The following is a 25,165-nucleotide window of genomic DNA, read 5'->3' as shown; positions in this document are numbered from 1 at the left end:
ATTCGCCAGCCAATAACAGTAAAAAAACAGCAACGAGGATATCCCATGCTGACCATGCAAGAACTGACCAAAACCTATCGTACCGAACTGGTTCAAACCCACGCCCTAAGCAACTTTAACCTGCAAGTTGAAGAAGGCGACTTTGTCGCGGTGACCGGCCCTTCCGGCTCTGGCAAAACCACCTTTTTAAATATCGCCGGATTATTGGAGACCTTCGATCAGGGAACATACAACCTGGATGGCGAGAATGTGCGCGGCCTTAGCGATAAAGCACGTAGTAGATTACGCAATGAAAAAATCGGCTTTATCTTTCAGAGTTTCAACTTGATCCCCGACCTCGACCTTTTCGATAACGTCGATGTACCGTTGCGCTATCGCGGTTTTAACAGTGCCGAGCGCAAACGCCGCATCGAGTGTTGTCTGGAATTGGTCGGCCTGGCTAATCGAATGAAACACCTCCCCTCGCAATTATCCGGTGGGCAACAACAACGGGTCGCCATTGCCAGGGCACTGGCCGGTGAACCCCGGTTTTTGCTGGCTGACGAACCGACCGGCAATCTGGACAGTAAGATGGCCCATAGCGTGATGGAATTACTTAAAGACATAAACGACCGGGGCACCACCATCGTGATGGTCACCCACGACCCTTTGCTGGCCCAACAAGCCAAACGCAATATTTATGTCAAAGACGGCAAAGTCAGTGAGCTGCCATCCCTTACCACAGCCGCGATTTTCACCGCCCAAGCGGTAAATGCGGACTAGGGAGGCCGACATGTTTAGTTATTATCTGCGACTGGCTTATTTAAGTATCCGCCGTAATCCGATACTCAGCGCCTTGATGGTAGCGGCTATTGCGCTCGGCATAGGCGCCAGTATGACCACCATAACAGTGAACTATCTGATGTCGGCCAATCCGATTCCGCATAAAAGCCAACAACTTTTTTATGTACAAGTGGACAGTTGGGATCCTAATGAACCGGCCGAAGAACCCAATGAGCCCCCCGACCAACTGACTTGGACAGATGCCACCAACCTGATGGCCGCCCAAAAAGCACCGCGCCAAGCAGCCATGGCTTCCTCTGCAGCCGTGGTGGAGCCCCCGGATCAGGATGCAAAACCTTTTAACGCTGGTATCCGCCTCACTTTCAGTGACTTTTTCAGCATGTTTGATACGCCATTTTTGTATGGTGGGCCCTGGGATGCTCAGCAGGATGCAAACAAAGAACAGGTTGTAATCTTAAGTCGCGAAACCAATGACAAGGTGTTTGGTGGTGAAAACCCGGTTGGTCGTTCACTGCGCATTGCCGGACGCCAATTTACTGTCGTCGGCGTACTGGCTGACTGGCAGCCGGTACCCAGGTTTTATGACGTCACCACCGGTGCGTTTCACGAAACGGAAGAATTGTTTATGCCCTTCTTACTCAAGCAGGCGTTGCAGCTACCCAATGGCGGCAATACCAGTTGCTGGAAAACCCCGGAAGAGGACAGTTTTGAAGGGTTTCTGCGTTCAGAATGCGTTAACTACCAAATGTGGGTAGAGCTACCAGATACCCAGACTAAGCAGGATTATCTGACCTTTCTGACCCATTACGTCAATGAACAAAAAGCCCTGGGGCGCTTCCCCCGACCATTGAATAACCGCTTATCTGACGTGATGCAATGGATGGAAAACCAGCAAGTGGTAGCAGATGATGCCAAAGTCATGCTGTGGCTGAGCTTGATGTTTTTAACCGTGTGTCTGCTCAACACCATTGGTCTGCTGTTGGCGAAATTCAGCGGTAAATCATCGGAAATTGGTCTGCGCCGGGCCATAGGCGCGTCCAGAACAGCCTTGTTTTACCAACATTTGGTGGAAACCGCCTGTATTGGTTTAGCAGGAGGGATTGCCGGACTGTTGCTGGCGTTGTTGGGCCTGATGGGGATCAGCAGTTTGTATGGTGAGTTTGCCGACAATCTTACCAGCCTGGATTTGAATATGGTGGTATTTGCGCTGCTGCTGTCCTTGGTCTGCAGCATATTGGCCGGTCTCTACCCCACCTGGCGGGCCTGCAATATCGCCCCGGCCAGTCAACTGAAAAGCCAGTGAGGAACATGATTATGCAAGCATTCTCTTGTCTGGAAATAGGTCCCATTTTTCGTGCTTTAAGCCGCAATAAGGTCAGTGCTTTACTCATCGCCCTGCAAATTGCCGTGACACTGTGTATTGTGGTTAATGCAGTACATATTCTACTGGAACGACGAGCTCAGATGGCCAGGGACAGCGGTATAGACGAAGCCAACAGCTTCTATATCAGCAGTACCGGATTTGCCGCTGATTTTAATCAGCAAGTCACCATCCAAACCGATCTTGATGCTATCCGTGCCTTGCCTGGTGTTAAGGATGCCATGCAGATAAATGCCATACCCATTAGCGGTGGTGGCTGGTCGATGGGACTGCAAACCCAACCGGGTACTGAATTTGATGGTGTCGGTACCGCCGTTTACATGGTAGACGAGCACGTACTTCAGACGTTGGACCTTGAGCTGATTGCTGGTCAGCCCTTCCAGGACACCGATATTCGCTGGCGTCAGGGTACCCAGCGAGACTGGCCAGCGCAGACCATCGTCACCAAGGCCCTGGCGGAGAACCTGTTCCCCGATGATCAATATCAGGATGTTGTTGGCAAAACCGTATATATCAACGACGACGAACCCATACTGATCCAGGGCATAGTGGATAAACTCCAGGCTCCCTGGGTGGGCTGGAACCGGGTTGAAAATGCCATGCTGTCACCGGAAAAAACCTTGTTCAGTACCAGTACCTATATCATTCGTACCGAACCAGGACGCTTAGACGAACTGATGCCCAAAGTGGAACAACTGCTGGCTGACAGCAATAAAGGTCGGGTGGTAAGGGGCATGCGCAGCATGAGTGAGACCCGGGAGCGCAGCTATCGTCGCGATCAGGCCATGATCAAAGTGCTTAGCACGGTAATGATAACTCTGACGCTGGTGACCGCCCTGGGAATCGTCGGTCTGGCCAGTTTCAGTGTGAATCGCCGACGTAAGCAGATAGGTACCCGCCGCGCGCTGGGCGCCAGTCAGGGCAGCATTCTGCGTTACTTTATGCTGGAAAATTTCATCATCAGTTCAGTCGGCGTGCTGCTAGGTGCGTTGCTCAGCCTTGGACTGAATGTTGTTCTGGTAGAGTCTCTCGGACTCACCCGTCTGCACTGGTACTTGCTGCCAATAGGTATGCTGGCCCTTTGTTTGGTAGGGTTACTGGCGGTATTGGGGCCGGCCAAACGCGCCGCCGCCATCTCCCCTGCGATGGCTACCAGAACCGTTTAATCAGGTCTGCAGCCCGGCGTCGTGACCAGAAGCGGTTGGATTTGAACAAAACCTATACATGAAAGACAAACAGCCCCTAGCCTTTGTTTACCTGGCTTACCGGTTCTCAACCGGTAAGCTATTCAGCCAGGTTTGATAATCTTGTTCAGAATATTGATAACGCTCAAATAACTGCCTGATATCAGGACGTGTCGCTAACAGCCGGATCTGCTGGTCTATTCTGTGGCTTAGGGCAACGGCGTCCGGGTTATCGAGGGGAGCGGCAAAACGAATATCCGTATGTTGCAATACCGGTAACAAAGGTTTGAGACATGACGATGAATTTGCCATTGCCGTCTTACAAAAATACCCCACAAAAGCTTCACCAAAAATCAGGTAATCCAGGCGTCCACTGCTTAGCATCTGAAACAAATTGCCACGCTCACGAATCGCATAAATGTGTTTGAACCCTAATGCTCTGGCATGTTGCTCACTGACTGATTTGGCCGATACCCCGACTCTGGCGGAAGCAAAATCAATGTCTTCGACTTGGTTGATCATGTTCTCAGGGCCAGTAAAAACCCTGATTTTATCCTGCCCCAGGGGCAGGCTGAATTGCAGCCAGCTTTGACGTTCCTTGGTCTTTAATACCCCAAATATCATTTTGACTTTGCCGGCATGCAACCGATTTAATGCACCGGTCCATGAGCTTTCCTGCGGCAGAAGTACAATATCGGCTTGTTCAGCGGCCAGCTCCAGAATTTCCCAGGCAAGCCCATACCCTGTATGGGTTACCAGAAACTCACTATGCTCATCAAACACCGCAATCCTGACCCGCTCTTTGGCAATCACAGCCAGCGAAGTCAGTAATAAACATATTACCAGTAAGGCATGATGCATCAGGCCGACCTTATTGATGGGCACTTATTTCAATCTACCCTTTTTCCTCCTGAGTGCAAGGTTCCCTTATTAGCAAACAAGGCCAATTATTAGTTGGTTAGGCCATATTTTCGCACATTCACTTCAAGCAAAAAGATAACTCTATGTTTTTAATAGAAATAAATATTGGTTTAAATATTGCTGCAAAGTTGAATAGCATTGACTCTTATCCATGCTTAAATTACGTCGATCTTATTAAGAATAAGGAACCCAAAATGGAAGGCCCGGAATTTGTATTGATTATTTTATTCTTGTTTGTTTTGCCCATTGTGTTTACCGCGATGTGGATGGGACATAAGAAAGAAATGGCCAAGGCCAATGCTAAATTAGATAACTCAGAGAAGCAGGGCCTAAAAGAAGAACTGAACGGGGTTAAGAAACGCCTGGAAGTGTTGGAGGCCATAGTGACAGACAAAAAATATCAACTCAATGAAGAAATCGCCTCGCTTCGCGTGGTAGATAAGTAGGGCTGCTTGTGGCAGCCCTGTTTTATTTGTACATGGGTTAAATAGTCCAGCTAGTCAAATTGCCCGACCTGGTAGGAGCCCACCTCGGCCCCCAAACCCACGCAGAATCGATTCCAGCCATTAATGGCGTTAATGGCCAGGGTTAGATCCGCCATTTGTTTGTCGGAAAAGCACTGTTTTACCTCGTGATAGCAGGCATCACTCACCTCTGTTTGCGACAAATTCGTCAATAGCTCGGCCCACTGCAGCGCGGCACGCTCCTGCTCGGTATAACAAGGGGATTCACGCCAGGCACTGAGCAAGTAAAGGCGCTGCTCGGTTTCGCCAGCGGCGCGACTATCTTTGCTGTGCATATCCAGACAAAAGGCACAGCGGTTGAGCTGGGAGACCCGCATCTTAACCAGTTCCAATAAGGTTTTAGGTAGGCCCTGCGGTTGATCTGCAATAGTCGCCAGATACTTTTCCAATGCCATCATAGCCTGAACAGCACCCGGCGCCTGCTGATAATAATTTACGCGTAGTGACATCACATCTCTCCAATTTGCAGTTGATTCGCTATGCAGGCTAACCTGGGTTGGTTGAAAAAAATTGTATAAATTCGACCCGGTATTCTTTTGGCTGGCGGGGTGGTAAGGACTTAACCGGATCCAGTACACTGAGCTGACAACAAAGCCGGTACATCACTATGCATAACCTTGCCCATCTGGGCTTTAAACTTCATCCCCCCTGCCCACAGTTGCAGCCACATATCAGGTGTTACTGGACCATGCAGGCGCCCGCTGGCCCGCATCCGACTCAAGCCGAATTTATGCATCCTGAGGGAGGCTGCGGTGTTATTTTCAATTTTGCCGATGCACTACTGTTTGACGGCCAGCCCTACCATAGCCCTTGTCTGTTGACCGGACCTACCCGGCAGACCACCAGATTACATTTAACCGGACAGGTGGATGCACTAGGCGTAAGATTTAATCCAGGTAAAGGCATGGCGCTATTTGGCTTACCGCTCAGTGATGTTCTGGATATTCAAGCTTCAGCACTGGACATTATTCCAAGCTTCCCGGGGCTGGCACTTGCAGAGCGTCTGGCGCCACTTTCTATTGCGCAACGAATCAAACGGTTGGATCAGGAACTGCTGCATTTACTCAGCATGGATCTGGGTGCACAACAGGCATTCACTTACGCGCTGACCCGTATCCAGCAAAGCAACGGCTCGCAGAATATTCAGGCCATGACCCAGGATATGAATATCAGTCAGCGCCAGTTAGAGCGCCAGTTTGGTCGCTGGTTGGGACTTTCGCCAAAACAATACAGTAAACTTCAACGAATCCAACTGGCCAGACAGTTGATTAAAGCAGCAGGGCCAGCCAGTCTGACCGAACTGGCCTTGCAAGCCGGGTACTATGACCAGGCACACTTTATTCATGAGTTTAAGCAGGTGGTGGGGCTAACTCCAGGGCAATACCTGAAGCGTAAACGCAATGCCTGAATCACAAATAGTATTAGCCCGGCATCAACGTGACACCGGGCTCATGCATATTACAAACGACCGCGAATGCCCAATGTCCAGCGACGTTCATACACGTTTTGTGTGACTACGTTATCCTGCCACTGTGCATAAATATTCTCGAACTCTTCGGTAATATTACTGCCCTGCAGATATACGCTGAGGTTCTCTGAAATATCGTAGCTGGCTGACATATCCACATACAATGTGTCATCGGCCCACACCGGCAATACGCCCTCACCCACGGCAAAGCCCAGGCTGTCGAGACGATCGCTGCGGTAGTTAGCGGCGAGTCGGAACTGCAATCCGTCTTGGTCATACCATAAAATAGCATTAGCGGAGCGCTCGGAGTTATCCTGAATCGGCAGTTCTCCACCATAAACGTCAACGTTAGCACTGTCGCTTGGCGCATACGTCAGGTTTAGAGTAGTGCCAAAGCCACCCCACACGCCCGGCAAAAAGTCAAAGGCCTGGTGGTATGCCAGTTCCACACCGTCAATACTGCCGCCTTCACCATTGATTTCGGTGTTTACCGGTACTTCGCGGCGCACCACACCGTCGATATCCGGCAAGCCCATAATCACCTGGCCACGCTCAATAAAGGATTCGATATCCATCTTAAACAAGCCCAGGCTGACCAGACTGGAATCGTCAAAGTACCATTCTGCCGACAGGTTATAATTGCTGGCACGCCATGGCTCCAGATCCGGGTTACCATTACGGCTACCGTTGATGGCCACCAGCAGATCCGGGCTGACACCCAGCTCAGCCGCCAGTACATCCCCAGCGCGGGTGCGCCCGACACTGATACCACCAGACAACTGACTCATATTCAGACTGGTCATGGTCTTACCATAGGCAGCACGAATAAGGAAATCATCGGTAATATTAAAGGTAATATTTGCCGCAGGCAGGAAGTCAGAATAGCTACGCTCCAGCACTTCATAGCCGGTGCTATTGGCAGCGGTACAGAGCGAACAAGGTCGGCCATCGCCAATAATATACTGGCCAATATCCAATTCTGTTCTGATGTATTTGCCGCCCACATTGGCTTTGTATGGAATGCCCAACAGCATGCCGTCGAAGTTGGCCTGCAAATAGGCGGTCTGGGTCACTTCCTTGATATCAAATGAGCGAGAAGGTCTGGATAAGCGCTTATTGCCGGGGTAAAGGGCATTTTGGAAGGCAAAAGGATCATCTAGTACTTTGGGATTAATCATATAGAAGCTGTCGCCACTGGCTGGCCCGAATCCGTCTACCTTATGTACCCAGCCTTCGGGCAAATCGGTGAAGAAATTGGTGTTGCCAATGGTCAGATCGCCCTGCGACACATTTACCGTACCGTCGCCGTTAGTATCACCTAATGCGGCACTGGAATCTTTCCACATCACATCGGCGGTAAATTGCCCGCCGGTCATGGGGGCGACCAGAATATAGGTGTCGCGCTCAACATCACGTTTACCCCAGCGTACCCCGAACTCCACATTGGCCAGATGATCGCCCTGAAACTCATAAGTACCGTCGGCGCGCAGCACATCGAGTGTCGCCTCTTCATCGAAGTTATTCTCTGAGTAGGTTGATACCAGATTGTACTTGCTCACATCAGAGCCAAAGCCCTGATCATAACCAAGGGTGATGTACTCGCCAGTGCGGTCAAAGTCAACTTTGATGGGATCCGGGCCATAGCCATTAGGGTTAACCGGAGTCGCCGTACCAGTGTTATTGGTAAAGGCTGCGTGCTGAGCACCACTGGTCAGGTAGGAGTGCGCCACATTTTCGGTGTGTGAACGTTCCGCATCACCACGTAAATACCTTACCGAGCCGCTCAGCGGGCCATCGCCCAAGTAATTCAACTGCAAATTAACATTCGTGGACTGACGGTCATTGGTCAGACTTTCAGAATACGAGCTGACCCTGCGGACTAACAGCTCGGCCTGGTTAACCGTATATATGTTGCCACCTAACGGGCCCGGTGCACGCTCAATAAAGTTATCGGAATAGGCCCAGATATTGCCACGGGCGTTGTCAATCATCAGCCCTTGCTGACGATCGGCATCATCCATATCGGTGTAGAAAACATCGGCAATGAATTCCAGATTGTCACTGACCATCGCCTGAAAGCTGGCGCTTAAACCGAGGCGATCGCGTTCGGTTTGTTTGTCCATCATGCCGTGAAAACGCTGGCTCAGATAGCTGTCGTTATTGTCACCATCAGCATTAAAGTCACGCTTGTCACCGGTATTTTCGCCTTGCAGATCGAACGAGGTCAAAATTGTGCCATAGCGATAATTAGCCAGGGTATTGGTGTCGTATGAGGCGGTAAACATCAAACCCATATCGTCACCACGATAACCGGCAAAGGCCACCAGTTTGTGATCATTTTCCTTGGACAAACTGCCACGGGTGGTTTCCACCACGCCGTTCAGGGTCATTCCCTGCTCAAGGTCAAAAGGGCGCAGCGTTTGCAAGTCCAGGGTACCGGAAATGCCACCGGCTAACAGACTGGCGGTAGGAGACTTATGCACAGCAATGGCCGACACTAAAGGTGCCGGGATATCACTGAAATCAGGTTGCACTGTGGTAATGGAACCGGCGCTGAGTAGTTGTTCACCATTTAACAGGGTTGTGACCTGTGGCATCCCCCTTACATTCACCGTTGAACCTTCACCGGCCGAGCGGCGAATCTGTACACCAGGGATGCGTTGCAAGGTATCGGATATAGTCACATCGGGTAACTTACCGATGTCTTCCGCAGTAATGGCGTCGGTAATACCGTCGCTAAAGCGTTTCTCGTTAAGATTACGCTTATGACTGGCTGCTATGCCACGTACTTCCAATATCTCCACATCGTCCGCCACCTGCTCCTGCGCCAGCGCGGCAGGCACAGCCATTCCGCTGAGGATCAGAGAAATATTGGCCGCCACCAGGTGTTGCTTAAACCTTTGTGGTCTCATTTGTTGGTCTCCTGTTTTTGTTTTGCTCACTTCTTGGGTTGACAAAGTTAGTAAGGATGATTAACTTTGCCTGGCGTGTTACTTTTTACCAATGCAATTTACAGAAGACAGGTATTTTTTAACATTGTTATCCCTACGCATGCAATGGTTATTTTTTAGCAAAACGCGAATGCTGGGATATCAAGGTTAAACAGACAGAGAGTTGCTGCATGAGTTTGTCATCCGAGACCGTTGCCGCCTTTACTAAAGGCACTGGCGACCATCAAAGCCTTGATCAGGGTTGGAATATACTGGCCGAGCAAGTCAGCCTGCCAACAGCGGTATTAAGCCGTCAGGCCTTGCAAAATAACCAGGCCTGGATGACGGAGTATGCAGCCAGGACCGGTGTGCGTTTAGCTCCGCATGGTAAGACCAGCATGGCCCCTGAGCTGTTTTCCCTGCAGTTGCAGTCCGGCAGTTGGGCCATGAGCCTTGCCACGGCGCCGCAGGTCGTTGCGGCCAGCCTTGCTGGCGTGTCGCGCATTATTATGGCCAATCAACTGGTGGGTAAACACAACATGCAGTTGATCGCCGGGCAACTGCAAAAAGGCCTGGAATTCTATTGTTTCGTTGATTCCATCGACAATGCCAACGCCCTGAATCAATATTTCCAGGCGCACGGCTTACAACTCAACGTATTGCTGGAGATAGGCGTTCGCGGTGGCCGCTGCGGTGTTCGAGGAATAGCACAAGCCGATGCCCTTGCCGAGATAATAACAACCCTTCCGGCGCTGCGCCTGCGCGGTGTCGCTTTTTATGAAGGGGTTATCCATGGCATTGATGCCCCACAGCAAATTCGCCGTTTTGTTGGTGACATCCGCACCATGGCCTTAACCTGGCACAAGCAAAAACGCTTTGCTGAAGGCGAAGTTATTCTGACCGGTGCCGGCTCTGCCTGGTACGATCTGGTTGCTGAGCAAATGGATAGTAACAGTTTGCCACAAGATATGGCGGTGGTGATCCGCCCTGGTTGTTACCTGATTCACGATACCGGTATTTATCAGGATGCCCAGGCCGGGGTAAAAAGCAGAAGTCGTATGGCCTGTGATATTCAGGGCGACCTTGTCAGCAGCCTGCAGGTATGGGCTTATGTACAATCAGTTCCCGAGCCAGGTATGGCCATTATTGGCCTTGGCAAACGTGATGCCGCCTTTGATGCCGGCCTGCCAACCCCGATGCTGCATTACCGTCCTGGCGATAAGGCTCCCGTGCCGACACCGGCACATTGGCAACTGACCCGCATCATGGATCAGCACGCCATGCTTAAGATTTCTGCCGAAGATAAGTTAACTGTTGGCGATATCTTGTGTTTTTCCACTTCACATCCCTGCCTAACCATGGATAAATGGCGTTATCTGGGAATTGTCGATGCTGACTATCGCATCCGGCAATTGATTCAAACCTGCTTTTAACGCCTTAGGGAGTGAAGATTGGATATTGTATCTCGTATCAACAGCCGCCTGGCCCACCTTCGACCATCAGAACAGAAGGTCGCCCGCTACATCTTAAGCGATCTGAATTTTGCAGCCAGCGCCCCTATCAATGAACTGGCCGACAAGGCCGGGGTCAGCCATGCCAGTATTACCCGACTGGCCAGAGCGCTGGAATGCACTAATGTGCGAGAATTGAAACTGCTGCTGGCACAGTCCGCCGCTGTGGGTGAACGTTTTATTAATGACAAGCCGGTGCAGCGCACCGATATGCCTGCCATTTATCAGGCTATTCACGAAATTCTCGATCTGAATGCCGGTTTGATCCGCGATGAAGATATTGAGACCGCCAGCCAACTGGTTACCCAGGCCGATCATGTGTTGGTATTCGGTGTCGGTGGCGGCAGCACCGTGATGGCACAGGAATGTCACAACCGGCTGTTCCGCCTGGAAGTAAAAAGCAACGCCTATTCTGACCCGATGCTGATGCGCATGACCGCATCCACCGTTAATAAAGGCGATGTATTGATCTGTCTGTCGTTAAGCGGCGTCAGCCCGGATGTGCAAGCGGCGGCGAAGATTGCCAGAGAATATGAGGCCCATGTTGTGGCCATTTGTCCCCAGGGCCCGCTGGCTGCCGTGGCGGATATTCACCTGCCCATCCAGACCCGTGAAGCGGATTACATTTTCAACCCCAGTGCTTCCCGCTACGTGATGCTGGCGGCCATTGACATGCTGGCTGGCGAAGTGGCAGTGAAAAACCAACGCAAGTGCCGTGAAAAACTGCGGCGTTTAAAACACCACCTTGATGAGCACCGCAAAGGCTCGGAACGATTACCCCTCGGAGATTAATTTGTCGCACGCCACGGATATATTGATTCGCAATGCCTGTTTGTATGACGGCACCCCAAACCCACCCAAGCAACAAGACGTTGCAATCCGTGGCGACAAGATTGAAGCAATAGGCACGCTGGACGCATGGTCGGCAGATGTCGTAATAGATGCCGAAGGATTGGCCCTGGCACCGGGCTTTATCGATGTACACACCCATGATGACATTGAGCTGATCCGTAACCCAGGCATGTTGAGCAAGCTCAGCCAGGGTATCACCACAGTAGTGGTCGGCAATTGCGGGATCAGCGCCGCACCGGTGGCGGTCACTGACACGGTCCCGGACCCACTCAACCTGCTGGGCCGGGCCGATGAGTTTTGTTTTCCAACCCTTGCCGCCTACCGACAGGCGTTTGAAAAAGCTCAACCTGCGTTAAATGCCGCGTTTCTGGTCGGTCACACGGCGCTACGTGCCCAGGTAATGGACAGACTGGACCGCCCGGCCAGCAATGAAGAAATAGCGCAGATGCGCGATATGCTGACGCTGGCCCTCAAACAAGGGGCAAAAGGCATGAGTACCGGCCTGGCCTATCAAAGCGCCTTTCATGCACCTTCACAGGAAATCGATGCGTTATCGGCGCTATTAGCCGAATATGACGCCTTATATACTACCCACCTTCGCACTGAATTTGACGGCATTCTGGATGCCATGGACGAAGCCTTTGCCACGGGCAAAAAGGCCGGGGTGCCGGTGATTATTTCCCATCTGAAGTGTGCAGGTAAGGCCAACTGGGGGCGTTCCACCGAGGTGTTGGCGCATTTACAGTCCGCTCAGGCACATCAGCATGTGGGGTGTGATTGTTATCCTTACAGTGCCAGTTCCAGCACCCTGGACTTAGGACAGGTCACCACCGATTTCGAGATATTCATCACCTGGTCAGATCCGCATCCACACATGGCAGGGCAAACGCTGCAGAGCATTGCTGACAGTTGGCAATGTTCACTGCTGGAAGCGGCAGAAAGGTTGCAACCCGCTGGCGCGGTTTACCACGGCATGGATGAACAGGATGTGCAGAACATTATTCGCTTCCCCAAAAGTATGATTGGTTCAGACGGTTTGCCCTGCGATCCAAGCCCTCACCCCAGATTGTGGGGCAGTTTCCCAAGAGTACTGGGCCACTACGCCAGAGACAAGGGGTTACTGCCAATGGCACTGGCGGTACACAAAATGACCGGATTATCCGCTCAGGAATTTATGCTGCACGGTCGCGGACAGGTTAAACCAGGCTACCAGGCTGATCTGGTGTTGTTTGATCCTGTCAGAATCCGCGACAAAGCCAGCTTTATTGAACCTAAACAAGCCAGTGACGGCATTCTCAAGGTATGGGTCAACGGCCAACTGAGCTACGAAAATTTTCAACAACCCACGCTGACCGGGCTGCGGGCCGGCCAGTTTCTTCAACATACAGGTAAACAAGCATGACAATTAAGCGTTTTGGCATCAGTGGCGGCACAGGTACAGGCGGACAACATCTACCCTTTGCAAGAGCAGTGGAAGCCGGTGGTTGGCTGTATGTGTCCGGCCAAACTCCCATGCGCGACGGCGAGGTGGTGGAAGGCGGTATTATTGAGCAATCAAGGATCGCCATTGAAAACTGCCTGAACATTATGCAGGAAGCGGGCTATGGCCTGCAGGATGTCGTGCATGTTTCAGTGATTCTGACCGATGCCCGCTATTTCCAATCTTTTAATAAGGTTTTCAAGGAATTTTTCGGTGAGCATCCGCCTGCCCGTATCTGCGCCGTGGCCGATTTGGTGGTGGACTGTAAAGTGGAAGTGGACGTGACCTGCTACAAAGGCGCCTAAAAACGGGCACCGCCCGTTTTTCCGGCGGTGTCACAGCCGCCCCTGTATTCTGAGGTATTCAACACCATGCAAATGACCTTTATGCTGGCCTTTGGCCTTTATCTGCTGGGTATGATTGCCCTGAGCTGGTTTGTTTCCAGAAAAAGTCAGGGTGGCGAAGATTTTCTACTGGGCGGGCGCAGCCTGCCTCTGTTGCTGACCCTGGGCACCACCGTTGCCACTATGGTCGGCACCGGCAGTTCCATGGGCGCGGTGGGATTTGCCTATCAGAACGGTTGGGCCGGAACATTATACGGTATTGGCGGTGCCATCGGCATTCTGTTGCTGGCCTGGTGGTTTGCACCGGTACGCAAATTGCGGTTTATGACCATGAGTGAAGAGCTGTCTTATTATGTGGGTGCCAATCCGCTGATAAAAAATCTGATTGCTCTGGTCATTTTTATCGCCAGCATTGGCTGGCTGGGTGCCCATATTATTGGCGGCGGCATGTACTTATCGTGGCTGACAGGTATGGATATTCAATGGGCCAAGGTACTGATTGCATTGAGCTTTGCCATTTACGTGGTGATCGGGGGCTATACCGCCGTGGTGTGGACCGATTCGATTCAGGCGCTGATTCTGTTCAGCGGCTTTATTTTAATGGCGGTTTTTGCCTTGCATCAGGTAGGAGGCTGGGATGCGATGTTAGCTGCCCAACCAGCAGGCAACCTTTCCTGGTTTGCCATAGACAACATTGGCCTGTTACCGGCCATCTCTCTGTCATTGGCGATTTTGGTAGGGATCCTGGCCACCCCTTCATTCCGCCAGCGAATTTACTCCGGCAGTGATGTGCGTTCCATACGCCGTTCATTTACGTATTCCGGCGTTCTGTATCTGATGTTTTCCTGTATCCCTGCCATTATCGGTATGGCAGCCTATGCAGCGGTAAAAGACTTAGACAATCCGTCTTTCGCCTTCCCGCATATTGCTCTGCACTTTATGCCACTTGGACTGGGGGTGCTAATAATCATCGCCGGTATCTCCGCTACCTTATCCAGCGCCAGCTCTGACGCCATTGCTGCAGTGAGTGTGGTACTGCGCGATCTGTATGTACTGGTAACAGGTAAGATGCCCCAGGCACACAAGGTGGTGCTGCTATCACGTTTTGCCCTGGTACTGACCATCAGCCTGGCGCTGGGTTTTGCTCTGACTTCCAACGATATCATTGCCTATATCACTAAAATGATCGCGATTCTGATGTCCGGCATGTGCGTATGCGGTTTGCTCGGGCGTTTCTGGCCGCGTTACAACTGGCAAGGTGCGCTGGCCACCTTAGTGACAGGCACCGCTACAGCGCTGTATATCAGCCTGACACCCACATTAAACAGCCTGTTTGGCAACCCGGTGCTGCCCTCACTGCTCGGCGCATTGACTGCCGGGCTCTTGGTCAGTCTGCTCACGCCGGCCTGCCAGATCAGCCGCGAGCAAGCCCTGGCTATTTTAGATGCAGAACGGCAGAAGATGGAAAGCCCTGCTCCTGTGCTCAATACCGCTGCACAGGAGTCATAAATGCGCATCGTGTTTTTTGGTGAATGTATGCTGGAGCACTGCGACAGCGGTGCGTTTCGTTATGGCGGCGACACGCTCAACACGGCGCTGTATCTGGCCAGAATGGCCGAGCCTGGAAAACTACAGGTACGTTACGCTACTGCACTGGGTGATGATGCAGACAGCCAAACCTTACTGCAAAACTGGCAATCAGAAGGACTGGACACCGCGCTGGTATTGCAACTTGCCGACAAGCTCCCCGGACGCTACCGCATCTATACAGATGACAAAGGCCAGCGCCGCTTTCAGTATTGGCGCGATGACAGCGCCGCGCGTCACTACCTGCGTGAAGCGAACAATCCGCTGCTTAGTCTGCTAAAAGAGCAAGGCTGCGATTATGTCTATCTGAGCGGCATCAGCCTGGCCATTCTCAGCCCGGAGCACAGACAACGTTTGCTGGATGCACTGACTGAATTTTGTCGCAGCGGCGGCAAGTTGATTTTTGACAATAATTTTCGCCCGGTGCTGTGGCGTGATGACCCGTTACCCTGGTATGAAAAAGCCATGCAGTTAGCCTACCTGGCGCTGCTGACCGATGAGGATGAATACGCACTGTATGGTGGTGATAGTGTCGATGCCATACTCGCCCGTACAGCCGATATTCCCTATGTACTGATCAAACGTGGCGCACAGCCCTGCATTATTCGCAGTCGTAAGGAGCTTAGCCATGTTGCCGGTCAGCGGGTAGCTAAGGTAGTGGATACCAGCGCTGCCGGAGATTCATTTGCCGCCGGTTTTCTGAGCGCCTGGCTGTGCGGTGCAGATATTGAAACCGCGGTGACCACCGGCCACCGGTTAGCAGCAAGAGTAATTCAATACCCCGGTGCCATCATTGCTGCTGAGGCGATGCAAGACCTGATGCCCATCAAGGAGTAATATGATGAAAAACAAACTGATACTGGCGGCAATGCTCACTGCGGGCATAAGTCTGCCAAGTCTAGGGCAGACATCGCCATTGGCACTTATGCCCTACCCTGCTAAGTTAGAGCAACAGTCTGGCTACTTTCGCCTGCCCGCTCAATTGCACTTAACAGTGCAAAACCTCAGTGAGAATAGAGCAGCAAAGCTGAAGCAACAGCTGCAGGCCAGCCTGGGTGTGACCTTTGGCCACAGCGACCAAAAGCTGCAGATTGAGATTGCGCAATCCACACCTGGCTACCCAGCACTGGGGGAAGATGAATCCTACCTGTTAGGTATCAGCGAGGATGGCATCCTGATACAAGCGCAAACCGAGCTCGGCGCGCTACGCGGCGCGCAAACCCTGCGCCAGTTGGCCTTTGACCATCAGGGTAAGTTACCTTTTGTGCACATTCAGGACAGTCCCAGATTTCCCTGGCGCGGACTGATGATCGACAGCGTCCGACATTTTATGCCTCTTGAGGCCATTTACCGTCAATTGGACGGTATGGCCTCAGCCAAACTCAATGTGTTTCATTGGCATCTGACCGACGATCAGGGTTGGCGGCTGGAATCCACAGCCTATCCAAAGCTGCAGCAGCTGGCGTCAGACGGTTTGTATTACAGCCGCGAACAGATCCGCCAGGTGGTTAACTATGCCAACAGCCTGGGCATACGCGTGGTCCCGGAATTTGATGTACCAGGTCATGCAACGGCCATTGCGGTGGCCTACCCCGAACTTATCAGTCAGCCCGGTCCATATGCACTGGAACGCCACTGGGGGGTATTTGAACCTCTGCTGGATCCCAGCAATCCAGAGGTTTATCAATTTATTGATACTCTGGTGGCAGAAATCGCCGAACTTTTCCCTGATCCCTACCTGCATATAGGCGGCGATGAAATCAATCCAACGCAGTGGCAGCAAAGTCAAAAGATACAGGCCTATATGCAGGCACATGGGTTGGAAGACCACCATCAGTTGCATACCCATTTCAATGCCCAAGTGCAAAAAATCCTGGCCCGACACGGCAAGAAAATGATGGGCTGGGATGAGATATTCCATGCCGATTTACCCAAGGACATTATGATTCAGTCCTGGCAGGGACTGGATTCTTTAGCGCAAACCGCCATGGCGGGTTATCAGGGCTTGTTGTCCACCGGTTTTTATATCGATCAGCCGCAAAAAACCGCCTATCACTATCGTAATGAGCCGGTGCCTGCCAATGATTTTGTTGGACCAGATTGGCATGCAAAGAGCCAATGGCAACACTGGCAGTTTAAGATGCCCAGACTCAAAGGCGCCGCTGTCAGCGGCGATTTAGTGCTGATTGAACAGCCCGATGGCCATCAACAAGGCTATGTGCGTCTGAACAAGCAGCAAACCCGTATGCTCAAGGACGTCACGAAACAAGGCAAACTGACCCGTTTCTGGCTGGATACCTGGATGGGTCCTATGCAGTTTGAAGTGGATCTCAGCGACAGTACCCAGATCCAGGGACGTATACTGATTGGCAACAGTCCCTATAAGATCACCGGAACACAGCTGGCGGCCGGCCAGGGCAAGGCCAATACCCCGGTTGTCACGGCACCCAGCCACTTTGACCCGGCCTTTGCAGAGAATATCCTGGGCGGGGAAGCCACCATCTGGTCCGAAATGATCACCGGCGACAACCTGGACTTACGGGTGTGGCCGAGACTGTACGCTATTGCCGAGCGCCTGTGGTCGGTCAAGACGCTGACCGACGAACAAGCCATGTACCAGCGGCTAAAGGTGATGGATGATTTTGCCACTGTGGTGGGCCTGGCTCATCAGTCGCAACAGCGGGACGGTTTTCAGGCGCTGCTGGACCAACCGGGTGATATCCAGCCCCTGTATACCCTGGCGGATCTTCTGGAGCAGGCACAGTATTACACCCGTCATCATCTGAAATTTCAGGCCGATGCCTATCACCATGGCGAGCGGTTGGATCGCTTTGTCGACTATTTACCGGCCGAAAGCCTGGCACTGGTTGAGCTGAATCAACTGATTGCTAAACAATCGCCAGGTCAGCGCAACTCATTGCAACAGGTTGGGCAAAAATTCCTTGCCTGGCAAAAGCAATTGCCGGCCGTTAGAGCGCTGATTGCTGAGCATAAAGCACTTAAGCCGCTTGCGGCACTGATAGAGGATATCGAACACAGTCTGACATTGGGCTTGGATATCACCAAACTGTGTCAGGCAGGCCCAATACCTAAGGAAAAAGCCGATACGTTACGCCAAATCTTATGGCAACTGGCTGAAGTTAAACAGGAAATGGTGATAGGTAGTGCACACAGCGCCAACTTATTGCTGGATCGCTGCTTAGCGTCCTGAGTCAGTAGAGCCCATTCGGCATAGCCGAATGGGCGGCTGGCGTTATTCTTCTATTTGATAATGGGCTTCACGAATACGGGTAAAGGCCCCCGTCTCAACACCATGGGCGATAACCTCGGCAAACTTGTCCTTAAGATAAAGCAGCCTGGAATTGGCGCTGATGGTGACATAATAGTCATTGTAATGGGTAGGTTGGTATCTGGCCTTAACCACCTCGTCCTTCAGGCCCATTTTATCAAGCAGTGGCAGGGTGCTCTCCTGATAGTGGATAAAGGTATCAATGCGGCCTTTCATCAATAACTGGATTTTTTGTTTAAGGGTGGATACCCCCACCAGGGCAAAATCTTGTTTACGCTCAAAGTTGTCAAAATACTTGGCATAAATTGTCACCCCCACTTTCATATTACCCAGGTCATCCAGACTGGATAAACGTTGCTGATCTTTCTTGCGAACAAAAAAGGTGTGACGCAGTTGCTCGTAACTGGGGCTAAGGTAGATAAATTCATCCTGCTTTTCACTATCGCGGGTCACCCCCACCATAATGTCAATATCGCCATTTTTCAGCGCCAGTAAACGCCTGGCAAAGGGCATGGGGCTCAGATCCAGCTGCATATCCATCTGACTGGCAATATATTGCAGATACTTGGCATGCAGCCCCTGCATAAACTCAGGGGAAACCGATGAACGAATCACCTCTTTCGCCTCTACATGCATGTTCAGGCAAGAAAAAATAACAAACAGTACCGAAAGAAAACGCATAAACCACCTAGCATTCCGGGGCCGGAATCCCCTTCCAACCCATCCTTTTTCGGCGCGAGATCATATCATTGGTATCCATTGATGTGAGGAAAACTTTGCTTTTTTTATACCCAGCCCGTGTAAGCGCTTTACCCACATGGTAAATCTGAGCTAACATTCAAGCAAATGATAACCCTTATCATTTGTTTTATTTAATCCAAATATTTTCGAGGTAGTCTGACATGTCCACTCATCCCACTTTCCGCACTTTGCCAGTGACCGCTGCTGTGGCGTTTGCCCTGTTTGTCACGGCCCCCAAGGCAACAGCTCAGGAAGTTGAGGAAAAAGCAAGCCCCAGGGAAGACATTGAAAAAGTCCAGGTTGTCGGCTCTTACACCGTGGCCGAAGTGATAGATACCGCTACCGGCCTTGGCTTAACACTGCGCGAAACACCACAGTCGGTCAGCGTGATAACCTTGCAGCGTATCCAGGATCAGGCCCTGGATACCATTACCGATACGGTCATCAACGCCGTTGGCGTAGCCAGTAAAGAAATCGACAATGTGCGCAACACACTGCAAGCCAGAGGCTTTGATATCAGCAACTATCAGATTGACGGCGTGCCCTTGTCCTGGAGCTTAGCCGGTGATTCGGGTGAAACCATTGCCGATGTAGCAATCTATGAGCGGGTGGAATTTGTGCGCGGTGCCACAGGCTTGTTAACCGGCGCGGGCGACCCATCCGCGTCTATCAATCTGGTGCGTAAGCATGCTAATGCGGTGGATTTCAGCGGCTATGTGAATGCTGCGATAGGCAGCAGAAACAACCGCGAACTGAGCACGGATCTGGCTTCAGGCCTTAACCAGAGCGGTACGTTGCGCGGCAGGCTGGTGGCCAAATATGAAGAAGGTGACGGCCATGAAGACAGATTTGAGACCCAAAGCAGCGTGCTGTATGGCGTAATAGAAGGTGATCTGACTAGCAACACATTAGTGCGCCTGGGCGCCAGCTATCAAAACAACGATCCGACCTCCCCCACCTGGGGCGCCCTGCCAAGCTTCTTCAGTGACGGCACAGCAACAGACTGGCACAGGTCTGTTTCCACCTCGGCGGACTGGACCAAATGGGAAACCACCAATACTAACCTGTTCGCAAACGTCCATCATTTGTTATCCAATGGCTGGGAACTGGTGGCAAATTACAACAGGTTGAAGTACGAGCAGGACACTAAGCTGGTATACATTTCCGGGGTGCTGGAAAAAGACAGCGGTGCGGGCTTAACCACCTGGTCCTACAAAAGCAGTGGCGAAAGCATACAGGACAGCTTTGATATTCAGCTCAAAGGCCAGTATGGCCTGCTGGGGCAAACCCATGACTTTGTATTAGGTTACTTGTACAGCGAACAGGACGCCGACACATACTCCTTTGATGTGCTACCAGGTGCTATTGCCCCTATTGATAACTTCTATGAGTGGGATGGCAGCTTTGCCGAGCCACAATGGGGAACAACACCCAGCGTGGCTCAGGCCATGGACACTGAACAAAAAGGCTTGTACGGCGCAACCCGTTTGTCGGTCAGTGACAATTTCAAACTGATTGCCGGTGCACGGCTGGCCAGTTGGCAACGCACCGGTGTCAGTTACGGCACAGCCACCGACTTTGGTAACGATGATGTGCTGATCCCTTATGCCGGCGCGCTGTACGATATAACCGATCAGCATCGCCTGTATACCAGCTACACAGAGATCTTCCAGCCACAGAATCTGCAGGATAAAAATGGCGAATTTTTAAAGGAAGTAGAAGGGAAAAGCTACGAAATAGGACTAAAAAGCAGCTTTCTTGCTGATGCGCTAAATACCACCGTGGCACTGTTTCGGATTGAGCAGGACGATCTGGGTCAGGTCGACCCTGGCCAGTTTATTCATGGCGATCCAACCAAGCAGGCTTATGTTGCTGCGCAGGGCGTCACCAGTAAAGGCTTTGAGCTGGAAATGGTGGGTCGTCCGCTAGCAGGCTGGAATATCCATGCCGGTTATTCTCAGTTTGATGCAGAGGATGCCGCGGGTGCAGACGTTAACACCGACCACCCGCGTAAACAGCTTAAGCTCTTTACCACTTATCAGTTTGTTGACAGTTTGCCACAACTGACCGTGGGTGGTGGTGCCAACTGGCAGGACAAAACCTACTCCATCAACGGTCCGGTTGAGTTACGTCAGGGTGCCTACACCCTGGTTAATCTGATGGCCAAGTATCAGTTGCTGGACAGCACCTACTTACAGTTGAACGTGGATAACCTGCTGGATGAAACCTACTACAGTCAGATTGGCTTTTTCAGTCAGTATCGTTATGGCGCCCCTCGCAGTGTCAACCTGAGTCTGCATCATAGCTTCTAATGGAACATCCACGGCAAACTCACGTTGACTGAAGCCTTAGTGGAATAGTCCCAGGCGGTCAGAAGAGGTATAACATCTCCTCTGACCGCAAAAGATAATGCCGTGTTTAACGTTGTCAGGGCTATCTAGGACGGAAAGTAAAAACCCTGCGGATAACTATGATAACCGTCAAAGTCCCCCTTGCCGACTTCAACACCTTTTGCCCTGCCGATGGCATATACCATGCTGATATGAAAAAAGAAGTTTGGCAGGATATAGTGATAAATAAACTCTGGCTGCGGTAAACTCAGCAGGGTAAATCCAGCCTTATCATCATGCAGAATTTCGTTGTCCAGCACTGGCGCATCAGGTAGCTGCTCAAGACAAGCCAGCGTTTGCGCCACTTGCCGTTCAATGGCCTGTCGGTCGATACTGTCAACATCAAAGGTTACCACCGGCTTACCAACTAATGGGCAATACCCCCGCAAGGCAAAGTTACTTGCCACCCTGGCATGTACGCCCAGGGGTAACATGCCCGCGGCCAAGCTTTCAGCAAACAGATTGTCCGGCACTTTGTGCAAAATTCCCTGTAGTTGCTCAAGATAGCGGACAAAAGGCGATTTAATCGGGCAACGCATAGTACGTCCTTGATAAGATTCGGCGACTTATCATAACCACCTATAGGCAGCGGGCATATGATAATTTGGTGAAATTGGGGCGCTTAGGCGCCCCACATCAGGCTATTTGCAGTGCAGCACGATGTCGGTGCACAAGTCGGTAAAGTGCCGGAAGCACCAGTAACGTCAGCAAAGTAGAACTGATGATCCCGCCAATTACCACCGTCGCCAGCGGCCTTTGTACTTCAGCCCCTGTACCGGTATTTAGCGCCATGGGCACAAACCCGAGACTGGCCACCAGTGCCGTCATCAATACCGGTCGTAAACGCTGGCTGGCGCCCTGCCAAATGGCGTCATAGATGCTCTTACCTTCATCCTTAAGCTGACGAATAAAGGTCAGCATCACCACACCATTTAGCACCGCCACACCGGATAAGGCAATAAAACCCACCGCGGCGGATATCGATAAAGGCATACCGCGCAGGCTGAGCGCCAGCACGCCGCCGGTCAGGGCCAGCGGCACACCGCTGAAAACAATCAGCGCATCGCGCAGCGAGCCAAATGCGCTAAACAGCAGGCCCAGAATCAACAACAAGGTCACTGGCACCACCAGGCTTAATCTTTGACTGGCAGACTGCAACTGCTCAAAGGTGCCGCCATATTCCAGCCAGTATCCCGGCTCAAGGCCTAATTCGCTGTTCATCAAGGTGCGGACCTCGGCAATAAAACCACCTAAATCCCGGCCCTCGACATTGGCGGTGACCACCACATTGCGTTTACCGTTTTGCCGATTGACCTGATTTGGCCCTAATGCCAGCGAAATGTCAGCCACCTCCCCCAATGGCACATAGGCCAGCTCAGCATTCTGGCTGGCATTTAGGGTAACCGGAATTTGCTTTAAGCGCTGGACATCCAATGCCAGGTCTTTATCCATTCTGACCAGCAATTTAAAACGTCGGTCTCCTTCGTAGATAAGCCCGGTTTGCAGCCCTCCTACTGCCACGGCAACGGCCTGTTGAATATCAGCGACGGTCAAGCCCAACAGTGCCATATGGTCGCGCTGCGGCGCAACCGACAAGGTCGGCAAGCCAGACAACTGCTCAAGGCGGACATCGGTTGCACCGCTGACCTTTTTCAACAGTGTCTCTGCGCGCTGACCGCTGTCTTTGAGCACCTCAAGATCATCACCGTAAATACGCAGCGCCACATCGGCTCTGACCCCGGCAATCAGTTCGTTAAAGCGCATTTCAATGGGCTGGGTAAACTCGTAGTTATTGCCGGGTACATCCTCTACCCGTTCGCGTATACGCTGCACCAGTTCGGCTTTGCTGAGGCTGGCATCAGGCCACTGCGCTTTTGGCTTAAGCATAATAAAGGTATCGGCCACATTGGGCGGCATCGGATCACTGGCCACATCCGGGGTACCAATCCTGGAAAACACTTCTTTAACCTCTTCAAACTCGCCGATGGCCTGCTCTACCTGTAATTGCATTGCTACAGATTGCTGCATACCGGTACCGGGGATCCGCAAGGCGTGCATGGCAATATCCCCTTCGTCCAATTGCGGTAAAAATTCGCTGCCAAGCCGGCTGGCCTGCCAGATACTGAATGCCATTAACACCAGTGCCATCAGCACCAGTTTCAGGGGATGTTTTAAGGATAATCTCAACAGCGGCAGATACAGCTTACGTGCCCCGGCCATCAGAGGATTTTCCTGCTCCACCACTTTACCGCGCACAAATACCGCCAAGGCGGCCGGTACAAAAGTAATGGCGAACACCAGCGCCCCCAGCAGCGCAGCGACCACGGTAAAGGCCATAGGGTGGAACATCTTGCCTTCCACACCACTTAAGGCAAAGATGGGCAAATACACCAGCATAATGATCATCACCCCGAAAACCGCGGGATTAAACACTTCCCTGGTACTTAAGTACACTTCCTGCAACCTCTCCTGCAGGCTTAGCAATCTGCCGGCCCGATGCTGGGCCAGGCCCAGGCGGCGCAGGGCATTTTCCACCACAATCACCGCACCATCGACAATAATGCCAAAATCAATGGCGCCCAGGCTCATCAGATTGCCAGACACCCGGTTAGCAGCCATGCCGGTGATGGCAAACAACATACTCAGCGGGATCACTAAAGCGGTAATCAGGGCGGCCGTGATATTACCCAGCAACAGAAACAGCACCACGATAACCAGCACCGCCCCTTCAAACAGGTTGGTTTGCACCGTTTTGATGGTTTTATCCACCAAACTGGTTCGATCATACACAGCTTGAACCTTGACGCCCGCCGGCAGACTCTGCTGCACCTCAACTAATTTGTCGGCTACCCGGCGGGCAACAATGCGGCTGTTTTCCCCCATCAGCATCATGGCCGTGCCCAGCACCGCTTCCCGGCCGTTGTGGCTGGCCGCACCGCTGCGTAATTCCTGTCCCAGACTGACCCTGGCCACATCCTTGATACGCACCGGTGCATCATCGCGTTTAGCCACCACTAACTGTTCAATGTCGGTTATGCTCTTGAGCTGCCCGGGTGAGCGCACCAGGTACTGCTCCCCTAAACGCTCTATGTAGCCCGCACCACTGTTGAGGTTATTTCGCTGCAACGCATCGATAACATCAGCAATACCCAACTTGAATGCCAATAACTTGCCGGGGATCGGCGCGACCTGGTACTGGCGTTCAAAGCCACCAATACTGTTGATCTCAGTAATGCCACTGACCTTGAGCAATTGCGGCCGGATTACCCAGTCCTGTAAGGTACGCAAATCCTCAGCATTATAGGGTTGACCATCATCGCGCAATGCCCCTGGTTCGGCTTCCACCACATAAGTAAAGATTTCGCCTAATCCGCTGGCAATGGGGCCAAGAGCGGCCTCAACATTGTCCGGCAATTCGGCACTGACACTTTGCAGGCGCTCGCCTATCTGTTGCCTGGCCCAGTAAATATCCGTACCTTCCTCAAACACCACGGTCACCTGCGACAGTCCGTAGCGGGATAAAGAGCGGGTATAGTCCAGGCGGGGAATGCCAGCCATGGCGGTTTCCACCAGATAGGTCACCCGCTGTTCAACTTCCAGCGGGGTAAAACCATCAGCCTTGGTGTTAATTTGCACTTGCACATTGGTAATATCCGGCACCGCATCAATGGGTAAACGCAGGGTGTTATAGACACCATATCCTGCCACCAACAAGGTCAGCGCCAGCACCAGAAAACGTCGCTCAATGGCGAACTTGATCATTGCATCAACCATAGTTCA

General features: G+C 51.9%; 19 protein-coding genes. 13 read left to right on the top strand and 6 right to left on the bottom strand.

Annotated elements, in window-relative coordinates:
• Window positions 1-45: 45 nt before the first annotated feature.
• From ABD028_RS13195 to ABD028_RS13185, 3 genes are read left to right on the top strand one after another with little or no spacing between them, the layout of a single operon-like run.
• A complete protein-coding gene (locus ABD028_RS13195) occupies window positions 46-762 on the top strand; it encodes an ABC transporter ATP-binding protein (protein ID WP_343845452.1) in 717 nt (238 codons plus the stop codon).
• Between the two features lie 10 nt (window positions 763-772).
• The gene (locus ABD028_RS13190) at window positions 773-2,086 is read left to right on the top strand and encodes an ABC transporter permease (RefSeq protein ID WP_102795175.1); all 1,314 of its coding nucleotides are present in this window, start codon (window positions 773-775) and stop codon (window positions 2,084-2,086) included.
• 11 nt (window positions 2,087-2,097) lie between these two features.
• Complete coding sequence (locus ABD028_RS13185; protein ID WP_343845451.1) at window positions 2,098-3,330, top strand: ABC transporter permease; 1,233 nt, start codon at window positions 2,098-2,100, stop codon at window positions 3,328-3,330.
• 96 nt (window positions 3,331-3,426) lie between these two features.
• Here ABD028_RS13185 and ABD028_RS13180 read toward each other — a convergent pair whose 3' ends face one another.
• Entirely contained in the window at window positions 3,427-4,209 is a 783-nt protein-coding gene (locus ABD028_RS13180; protein ID WP_343845449.1) for a substrate-binding periplasmic protein, read from the bottom strand.
• Window positions 4,210-4,352: 143 nt separating this feature from the next.
• On the opposite strand from ABD028_RS13180, the gene ABD028_RS13175 reads away from it, so the two are divergent.
• Window positions 4,353-4,715 (top strand): hypothetical protein, encoded by a 363-nt coding sequence (locus ABD028_RS13175; RefSeq protein ID WP_343845447.1) that lies wholly within the window; start codon window positions 4,353-4,355, stop codon window positions 4,713-4,715.
• A 50-nt stretch (window positions 4,716-4,765) separates the two neighbouring features.
• On the opposite strand, the gene ABD028_RS13170 is transcribed toward ABD028_RS13175, so the two are convergent.
• On the bottom strand, window positions 4,766-5,242 hold the full coding sequence (locus ABD028_RS13170; protein ID WP_343845445.1) for a carboxymuconolactone decarboxylase family protein: 477 nt from the start codon (window positions 5,240-5,242) through the stop codon (window positions 4,766-4,768).
• Window positions 5,243-5,400: 158 nt separating this feature from the next.
• On the opposite strand from ABD028_RS13170, the gene ABD028_RS13165 reads away from it, so the two are divergent.
• Window positions 5,401-6,201 carry an AraC family transcriptional regulator gene (locus ABD028_RS13165; protein WP_343845443.1) on the top strand — a complete coding sequence of 267 codons (801 nt, stop codon included), beginning with the start codon at window positions 5,401-5,403 and terminating at the stop codon, window positions 6,199-6,201.
• 50 nt (window positions 6,202-6,251) lie between these two features.
• On the opposite strand, the gene ABD028_RS13160 is transcribed toward ABD028_RS13165, so the two are convergent.
• Entirely contained in the window at window positions 6,252-9,173 is a 2,922-nt protein-coding gene (locus ABD028_RS13160; protein ID WP_343845441.1) for a TonB-dependent receptor, read from the bottom strand.
• A gap of 209 nt (window positions 9,174-9,382) precedes the next feature.
• On the opposite strand from ABD028_RS13160, the gene ABD028_RS13155 reads away from it, so the two are divergent.
• The 7 genes from ABD028_RS13155 (at window position 9,383) to ABD028_RS13125 (ending at window position 18,176) form a co-directional block, all read left to right on the top strand.
• A complete protein-coding gene (locus ABD028_RS13155) occupies window positions 9,383-10,624 on the top strand; it encodes an amino acid deaminase (protein WP_343845439.1) in 1,242 nt (413 codons plus the stop codon).
• Between the two features lie 18 nt (window positions 10,625-10,642).
• Window positions 10,643-11,494: a MurR/RpiR family transcriptional regulator gene (locus tag ABD028_RS13150; RefSeq protein ID WP_102795167.1), complete on the top strand. Its 852-nt coding sequence runs from the start codon at window positions 10,643-10,645 to the stop codon at window positions 11,492-11,494.
• Between the two features lies 1 nt (window position 11,495).
• Window positions 11,496-12,956: an N-acyl-D-amino-acid deacylase family protein gene (locus ABD028_RS13145; RefSeq protein WP_343845437.1), complete on the top strand. Its 1,461-nt coding sequence runs from the start codon at window positions 11,496-11,498 to the stop codon at window positions 12,954-12,956.
• On the top strand, window positions 12,953-13,339 hold the full coding sequence (locus ABD028_RS13140) for a RidA family protein (RefSeq protein ID WP_102795165.1): 387 nt from the start codon (window positions 12,953-12,955) through the stop codon (window positions 13,337-13,339). The genes ABD028_RS13145 and ABD028_RS13140 overlap by 4 nt, the downstream gene beginning before the upstream one ends.
• A gap of 66 nt (window positions 13,340-13,405) precedes the next feature.
• The gene (locus tag ABD028_RS13135; protein ID WP_343845434.1) at window positions 13,406-14,887 is read left to right on the top strand and encodes a sodium:solute symporter family protein; all 1,482 of its coding nucleotides are present in this window, start codon (window positions 13,406-13,408) and stop codon (window positions 14,885-14,887) included.
• Window positions 14,888-15,802 carry a sugar kinase gene (locus ABD028_RS13130; protein ID WP_343845432.1) on the top strand — a complete coding sequence of 305 codons (915 nt, stop codon included), beginning with the start codon at window positions 14,888-14,890 and terminating at the stop codon, window positions 15,800-15,802.
• A gap of 1 nt (window position 15,803) precedes the next feature.
• On the top strand, window positions 15,804-18,176 hold the full coding sequence (locus ABD028_RS13125; RefSeq protein ID WP_343845430.1) for a family 20 glycosylhydrolase: 2,373 nt from the start codon (window positions 15,804-15,806) through the stop codon (window positions 18,174-18,176).
• 42 nt (window positions 18,177-18,218) lie between these two features.
• Here ABD028_RS13125 and ABD028_RS13120 read toward each other — a convergent pair whose 3' ends face one another.
• Entirely contained in the window at window positions 18,219-18,935 is a 717-nt protein-coding gene (locus tag ABD028_RS13120) for a substrate-binding periplasmic protein (RefSeq protein WP_102795162.1), read from the bottom strand.
• Between the two features lie 221 nt (window positions 18,936-19,156).
• On the opposite strand from ABD028_RS13120, the gene ABD028_RS13115 reads away from it, so the two are divergent.
• Entirely contained in the window at window positions 19,157-21,307 is a 2,151-nt protein-coding gene (locus ABD028_RS13115; RefSeq protein ID WP_343845429.1) for a TonB-dependent siderophore receptor, read from the top strand.
• A 125-nt stretch (window positions 21,308-21,432) separates the two neighbouring features.
• Here the strand turns inward: ABD028_RS13115 and ABD028_RS13110 are convergent, their stop codons facing one another.
• Both ABD028_RS13110 and ABD028_RS13105 read right to left on the bottom strand, forming a co-directional pair.
• Complete coding sequence (locus ABD028_RS13110; protein ID WP_343845427.1) at window positions 21,433-21,924, bottom strand: DUF1993 family protein; 492 nt, start codon at window positions 21,922-21,924, stop codon at window positions 21,433-21,435.
• Window positions 21,925-22,021: 97 nt separating this feature from the next.
• A complete protein-coding gene (locus tag ABD028_RS13105) occupies window positions 22,022-25,159 on the bottom strand; it encodes an efflux RND transporter permease subunit (protein ID WP_343845425.1) in 3,138 nt (1,045 codons plus the stop codon).
• Window positions 25,160-25,165 lie beyond the last annotated feature (6 nt).

The sequence above is a fragment of the Bowmanella denitrificans genome (assembly GCF_039522935.1).
In the GTDB taxonomy this organism is placed as follows: domain Bacteria; phylum Pseudomonadota; class Gammaproteobacteria; order Enterobacterales; family Alteromonadaceae; genus Bowmanella; species Bowmanella denitrificans.
This window is presented reverse-complemented; position numbering and strand designations above follow the sequence as displayed.